The organism is Rhodococcus sp. EPR-134 (assembly GCF_001647205.1).
In the GTDB taxonomy this organism is placed as follows: Bacteria; Actinomycetota; Actinomycetes; order Mycobacteriales; family Mycobacteriaceae; genus Rhodococcus_F; species Rhodococcus_F qingshengii.
This window is the reverse complement of record NZ_LVCT01000454.1, coordinates 1-6,360: the sequence shown is the minus strand read 5'-3', so window position 1 is coordinate 6,360 and position 6,360 is coordinate 1. Positions and strand designations below refer to the sequence as shown.

Annotated in this window: 9 protein-coding genes and 1 pseudogene; 3 read left to right on the top strand and 7 right to left on the bottom strand. The window is 62.7% G+C overall.

The annotated features are described in order from the left end of the window. Positions 1–181: 181 nt before the first annotated feature. The gene (locus tag A2J01_RS21140; protein ID WP_042925971.1) at positions 182–694 is read right to left on the bottom strand and encodes a hypothetical protein; all 513 of its coding nucleotides are present in this window, start codon (positions 692–694) and stop codon (positions 182–184) included. Positions 695–800: 106 nt separating this feature from the next. Between A2J01_RS21140 and A2J01_RS21135 the strand changes: the two genes are divergently transcribed. Further along, entirely contained in the window at positions 801–1,529 is a 729-nt protein-coding gene (locus tag A2J01_RS21135; protein WP_064113508.1) for a DsbA family protein, read from the top strand. An 11-nt stretch (positions 1,530–1,540) separates the two neighbouring features. Continuing rightward, entirely contained in the window at positions 1,541–2,413 is an 873-nt protein-coding gene (locus A2J01_RS21130) for a cytochrome c biogenesis CcdA family protein (protein ID WP_042925969.1), read from the top strand. Between the two features lie 37 nt (positions 2,414–2,450). On the opposite strand, the gene A2J01_RS21125 is transcribed toward A2J01_RS21130, so the two are convergent. The 4 genes from A2J01_RS21125 to A2J01_RS21115 form a co-directional block, all read right to left on the bottom strand. Then, positions 2,451–2,798 carry a DsrE family protein gene (locus A2J01_RS21125; protein WP_042925967.1) on the bottom strand — a complete coding sequence of 116 codons (348 nt, stop codon included), beginning with the start codon at positions 2,796–2,798 and terminating at the stop codon, positions 2,451–2,453. Beyond that, the gene (locus A2J01_RS37360) at positions 2,795–3,028 is read right to left on the bottom strand and encodes a hypothetical protein (RefSeq protein ID WP_306670234.1); all 234 of its coding nucleotides are present in this window, start codon (positions 3,026–3,028) and stop codon (positions 2,795–2,797) included. The genes A2J01_RS21125 and A2J01_RS37360 overlap by 4 nt, the downstream gene beginning before the upstream one ends. Next, entirely contained in the window at positions 3,003–3,413 is a 411-nt protein-coding gene (locus tag A2J01_RS21120; RefSeq protein WP_308216554.1) for a class I SAM-dependent methyltransferase, read from the bottom strand. The genes A2J01_RS37360 and A2J01_RS21120 overlap by 26 nt, the downstream gene beginning before the upstream one ends. A 115-nt stretch (positions 3,414–3,528) precedes the next feature. Continuing rightward, the gene (locus A2J01_RS21115; RefSeq protein WP_042926436.1) at positions 3,529–4,155 is read right to left on the bottom strand and encodes a peroxiredoxin; all 627 of its coding nucleotides are present in this window, start codon (positions 4,153–4,155) and stop codon (positions 3,529–3,531) included. Positions 4,156–4,213: 58 nt separating this feature from the next. Here A2J01_RS21115 and A2J01_RS21110 point away from each other — a divergent pair, with 58 nt between their 5' ends. After that, on the top strand, positions 4,214–4,891 hold the full coding sequence (locus A2J01_RS21110) for a GntR family transcriptional regulator (protein ID WP_167349920.1): 678 nt from the start codon (positions 4,214–4,216) through the stop codon (positions 4,889–4,891). Between the two features lie 269 nt (positions 4,892–5,160). Here the strand turns inward: A2J01_RS21110 and A2J01_RS21105 are convergent. After that, positions 5,161–5,475 (bottom strand): annotated as a pseudogene (locus tag A2J01_RS21105) (integrase core domain-containing protein); the annotation flags it as partial. A 4-nt stretch (positions 5,476–5,479) separates the two neighbouring features. Further along, positions 5,480–6,360, bottom strand: an 881-nt coding sequence (locus A2J01_RS21100) for an IS30 family transposase (RefSeq protein ID WP_064113507.1), incomplete at its 5' end; no start/stop codon positions are given.

Genomic DNA, 6,360 nt, shown 5'->3' with positions numbered 1-6,360 from the left:
TCTCGGTGAGCACTCCGAACCCCTGTTCGGCGAGTGCCTCACGGGTTGCATCGACAGTTTCCTCGAACGGCATGTCCACTCGGGTACCGATGGCCAATTCGGTCATAGTTCGTTCGGTTCCTTTCGATCGATGGGGGTGGTGGTCACTCACAGTGGTCCGCGTGGGTCCACCGATACTCGATCATGCCGCGCAGGACGCTGCGGTGCAGTCACGCTTGCGCCATCGCACGATCACGGCAGCGGTCAACATCGTCAGTGATACCCCCGCCAGGAACGGCTGGATCGGGGCCCATAGTCCCAGGGCACCCGAGGTGCCGAGCGCAAGCAGCACCAGCTTGTTGCACACCGGACATCCGACGGCGAAGAAGGTCAATGCGACACCGAGGGCGGCGGGTGTGCCGGTCCGCTCGACCCGCGCGGGTTTGTCGATCCCGAACCACAGTGCGGTCAACAGGGCCGTGGCCAGCAGAACCGGAAGCTCCCATGCCCGCACCGGCACTTCACGGCCGAAGACGGGCGTGTCGATGATGTCGGTGGGAATGCCGACCACCAACACGGTGATCACACCGGCGACAGTGCCGCGTGCCGCCCGCATCCCCCAACGCCGGTACCGAGAGAACTGGGCAACCACCTCGTCATCGGAACGGCCTGCGGTTTCGACGTCGAGGCGGTCGGACGTGGCGGGCTCGGTCATCAGCGAGGATCTCCTACGGGTTGTAGTTGTGTGAGTAGGGTGACACTGTGAGGCTATACCCAGATGGGTATCGCTGCCAGTATTGCCGACTGCCGAAAGGTATTGCATGACTTCGACATCTCGCTCCACTCGCCGACGCGACCTTGTGCTCCTGGCCATCGCCGTGGTGGTGGCGGCCGTGCTCGTGGGAGCTCTCGTGCTCGGAACGACAGGTGACGGCGAGCAGTCGGAGGCGGCACCGGACGCCGGGTCGAGCAGCGTGAGCGGCCCGCCGGCGATGGGACCGCTCGGCGATCTGGCGCACCGCGAGCCCGATGATCCGATGGCCCTCGGCGACGTCGAGGCCCCGGTGGTGATGATCGCCTTCTCGGACTTTCGGTGTCCGTTCTGCGCCCAGTTCAGCCGGGAAACCGAGCCGCAGCTGATCGATCGATACGTCGATACCGGCACCCTGCGCATCGAATGGCGAGACCTACCCACTTTCGGGCAACAATCATTCGATGCTGCCCGGGCCGGACGCGCGGCCGCCGCCCAGGGCAAGTTCTGGGAGTTCACCCGCGCCGTCTACGCCGATGCACCCGAGACCGGTCACGCGGACCTGACACTGGAGACGCTGCAAAGCTACGCGCAACAGGCCGGGGTACCGGATCTGGCTCGGTTCACCGCCGACGCCACCGGCACCGCATTCGATGCCGCGATCACCGCCGACTCCACCGAAGCGCAGTCGCTGGGTATCCCGGCCACTCCGGCGTTCTCGATCAACGGTGATCCGGTTCTGGGCGCACAACCGTTCTCGGAATTCGTCGATCTGATCGACACCGCAGCCGGCGCGTAGGGCGGCCCGCGATGTCGCAGATCGGACTTCTCGGAGCATTTCTCGGCGGGCTCCTGGCACTTCTCAGTCCATGCTCGGCCCTGCTGCTCCCTTCCTTCTTCGCGTACGCCTTCGACGGGGCCGGCAAGCTCGCCGGCCGCACCGGGATCTTCTACCTCGGGCTGGCAGCGGTCCTGGTGCCCCTCGGTGCCGGAGTCGGTGCCATCGGCTCGGCGATCACCCGGTATCGCGAGGTCACCACCATGATCGGCGGCGTGGTCATCATCGCACTCGGAGTGATGATCATCGTCGGTCGCGGCTTCGCGCTGGGGTCCGCTCAGAGAGCAGCCGCGCGCATCGACGTCTCCTCCACCGGATCGGTCTTCGCCCTCGGCGCGGTCTACGGGCTCGCAGGGTTCTGCTCGGGACCCCTGCTCGGCGCGGTCCTGACCGTTGCCGTCGCCGGCGGTCAGGCCGCATACGGCGGAGTGCTCATGGCACTCTACGCAGCGGGGATGGTGATACCCCTGTTCGTGCTGGCGCTGGTATGGGACCGATTCTCGCTCGGATCACGAACGTGGTTGCGCGGCAAGGAAATCAGCATAGGACCGCTGAAGACGCATACCACGTCTCTGATATCGGGGGTACTTTTCATCGGTATCGGAGTGCTGTTCCTGCTCACGGAGGGCACAGCGAACCTCGGCGGCGTCATGGGGGTCGACAGTCAGTACTCGCTGCAGGTCTGGATCAGCGATGTGGCCGACGCGGTACCGAACACCGCAGTACTACTGATCGCAGTGCTGATGATCATCGCAGTCCTGACGGTGCGCATCGTCCGTGGTCGAGGCCGTGACACCGCAGCCGAGTCCTCCGAGCTCGGTGAACGCGAGAACCGAACGCCCTGAGACGATGTGCCTACGACACTGGAGCGGGGATGTGATGTCAGGCGTAGAGCTGTGACCACCCATCTCGCTGACGTCGAGCGAGATGGAGCACTACAGCGGGAACCACTTCGACACCCATCAGCAGATCGTCGTCACCGAGCCCTCTGCCCTCCAGACTGTTGCGGCATGCTTTCACCGTGATGGAGGCCGAATCGATCAACGCCCGCATCTCCAGGGAAATATCCGAACAGCGCAGGGCCGCATCGAGACCCGGTCCGAAGCACACGACTTCGATCGTCACCGGCTCGGTCGCAGCATCGAGAAGGTTGTGGATCGCCCGCACCACCACGGTGGGTGTGGTGTTGACGGCGAACACCACACGCAGGGGAGTCGGATGATCGGTCACGTGAAAGTTCCGCTCTTCAGATCACGGTGAGCTGCGGCGCCCCACGGCTGTGCATGGAGAAGAACATCGATGGCCCGACCCTCGCCGACAGGGCGGACCAGATGTTCCAGCTCGTGGACCTGCAATCCGCTCGCGGCGCGGGCGAGGTCGTCGATGGCGGGCAGGATCGACGGATCCGGCGGGCCCCCGACTCCGTGAGTGAAGTTATCGAGCGCATGACCGAGATACAACAGCCGTCCACCCGGTGCGAGCCAACTTCCTGCACCGGCAATGACGGCAACCAACTCGTCGACCGGTAGATGCAGGAAAGCCGATGGCCACCAGATCCACCGGGCCGGGCGGCTCCCAGGCCCGCACGTCGGCAACGGTGTAGTCGATCGACCGGTCCTCCCCGCCGCTGCGTGCGAGTTCGATTGCCACAGAAGAAAAATCGACAGCATTCACCGTCCACCCCGCGTCGCCCAACCATCGAGCGTGGCGCCCGTTCCCGCACCCCAGATCGACCGCCCGGCCAGGGGGCAGCTCCGCAAACCGCGCAGACAGGGCAGCCGCCGGGGCCGACCCCCACGGATGCTCGACGCTGCTGTACCGAGCATCCCAGTCCGACGAATTCACTGATTCACGCCTTTCCACCGCTGACCACCGCAGGGTCGGACAACCCCACGCGTCGACGAAGCTGTGACTCACTGCACTGTACCCCGGGGGGTAACAGCGCGAACGAGTGCCCTGGTCAGGGCTGCGCGGTCAACCGCAGATAAGGCTTCAAGGTTCGATATCCGGGGAACCGTGTTGTTGCCTCGTCGTCGGAAACGCCCAGTCCGATGATCACGTCTTGACCCGGCTGCCAATCGGCGGGCGTAGCCACTGGCTGACCGTAGGTCAGTTGCAAGCTGTCGATCGCGCGCAGAATTTCCGTGAAGTTGCGGCCGGTGGACATCGGGTAAGTGAGGATCAGCTGTACCGACTTGTCCGGGGCGATGACGAACACCGAACGTACGGTGGCCGCCGCGCTGGCGCTCGGGTGAATCATGTCGTAGAGCTCGGAGACTGCGCGATCGGTGTCTGCGATCATCGGGAAATTCACTGCTGTGCCTTGCGTTTGACCGACATCGCCTTCCCATGCCAGATGCGAATCCACCGAGTCCACAGAGAGGCCGAGTAGCTTGACTCCACGTCGGTCGAACTCAGGTTTCAGCCGCGCTGCCGCACCGAGTTCGGTTGTGCATACGGGCGTGAAGTCACCGGGGTGGGAGAACAGCATTCCCCACGAGTCTCCCAGCCATTCGTGGAAGGAGATCGTTCCTGTGGTCGTAGCGGCGGTGAAATCTGGAGCTGTATCGCCCAATCGAATACTCATCGGTGCATCCTCTCAATAATGGTAGATCCTAAATAATCGATCATCTATGATGGTACATGTGAAAGTCCCCTCGGAGTCGACGGATACTCGGTCAAAGACAGGGCAGGGCGTCACGGTGACCGGTCTGCCCGAACAAATCAAAGATCTGCTGTGGGAACGAATAGCCGATGGCACGTACCCGCCAGGAGATCGGTTGATCGAGACGCGGATCGCTCGTGAGCTCGGCGTGAGCCAAGGTCCCGTCCGTGAAGCTCTTCGGCAGTTGGCCGGAATGGGCCTGGTGGTCTTCGAAGCGCACCGCGGGTGCCGAGTCAGACGGGTCGACCAGGACGAGCTCGATGAGGTGTCAGTGGTGCGCGCCGCACTGGAAGAGACAGCAGCACGACTGGCAGCCGGTCGCGGCATGGCGGTGGACCGCATTGCCGATGAAGTCGACGGTATGCGCTCCGCCGCCGTCACCGCGAACCGTCGAGCATGGGTCGCGCACGCTATGGCATTCCATCGGCTCGTCGTCGCGGCCTCCGGCAACAGCACACTGCTGTCGACGTGGGAGCATCTGTCGATCGAAGGTCGAACCGCTCAACTCGTATTGGCACCAGGATTCGACATGGGTGCCAGCACGGAACAGCACCAAGTAATACTCGAAGCGCTCGGTGCGGGCGATGCCGAAAGGGCCGCTCGGCTGTCCCGCGAACACGAAGAGACCTTCATCCGCGGTGACCCCACGTCAGATTGAGCGGAAGGGCGCGACCACAACGACCGCAGCTGCCTCTGCTTCGCGGCCCGTCACCTATCCAAACGGCGTGGCCGGTTCGGTGGATTCGGACGTCAGGCGACGCTATGCGTGATCCACATCTAGCGTTGGTGACGGTGTATGAAACCCGTGCTCAGTTATGCGAAAAACCGAACGAACCCGAACCACGCCCCGGCGGTAAACGCGCCCAGTCACCGGATGATTCCGTAGCACTCGCTCACTCTGTGAATCGCACCGGCGAGTCCGGAGACTTACTGATTTGAGAACTCCGCAATTCGCGTAGTTCTGTGTTCACCGTAGTAGAACGCCTCGAGTTCGGCAGGAGGCACATCCCCACAATGCTCGTAGAGTCGCCGGTGGTTGAACCAGTCCACCCACTCCAACGTCGCGATCTCCACATGCTCGACCGTTCGCCACGGCCCACGAGGTTTGATCAACTCGGTCTTGTACAACCCGTTGATCGTCTCGGCGAGAGCATTGTCGTAACTCGACCCAGTCGCCCCGATCGAGGCATCGATACCCACCTCAATGAGCCTGTCGGTGAACGTAATTGACGTATATTGGGCGTATTCAACCGGTCGTCGCAACAGTGTGTTGTTGTGCAGATCGTAGCAATTCTTCGAATACCTCCGCGGGGGTGCGCCAATCAAGGATTCCTCGGGGGCGGTTGTTGATCACGTTCGCCACTGCGGTGATCTCCGCGGAATTCCATCGGGAAAGGTCGGTCCCCTTCGGAAAATACTGGCGTAGCAAACCGTTGAGATGCTCATTGCTGCCTCGCTGCCATGGGCTCTTGGCATCAGCGAAATATACTGGGACACCGGTCTGTTCGGTGAAGAGTGCGTGAGCTGAGAGTTCCTTGCCTCGATCCCATGTCAAAGACCGCCTGAGGGTTTTCGGTAGAGGGGTGACGGCCTTGGCCAGGGCGTCTTTCATGGTCAAGGCGCCGTAACCGGCCAGTGCTGGGCCGTTTTTCCTCGGGGGAATCATCCCGTATCCTTTTTGGCGAGGGAGATGGACGAGCACCGCGTAGCGGGAGGTGCGCTCGATCAATGTCGCTACCGCAGAACGCTTCAGTCCGATGATTAAGTCGCCCTCCCAGTGGCCGGCGAGTTTACGATCAGCGACCTCTTTCGGACGTTTAGCCAGCACGGTGTCTGCAGTGACATGAGCCCACGTTTGCTGGCGTGCACGCGATCTGGGCATTCGTTTGGTCCTGCCTCGCCGTAGATGCCAGGATTGCATTCGCTCCAACCCGCCACGGCTTTCGATGTAAAGAGCCTGGTAAATCGCCTCGGCTGAGATCCTCATCGATTCGTCATCGGGGAAATCGAGCGGCAGCCGTTTCGAGATCTGCTCGGGGCTCCACCCCGTCACCCACGCCCGATCTCCGCGATGGGGTTTGTTCTTCCCATCCCAAGACGGACCGTCAGGACCTACGACTTTCCCTG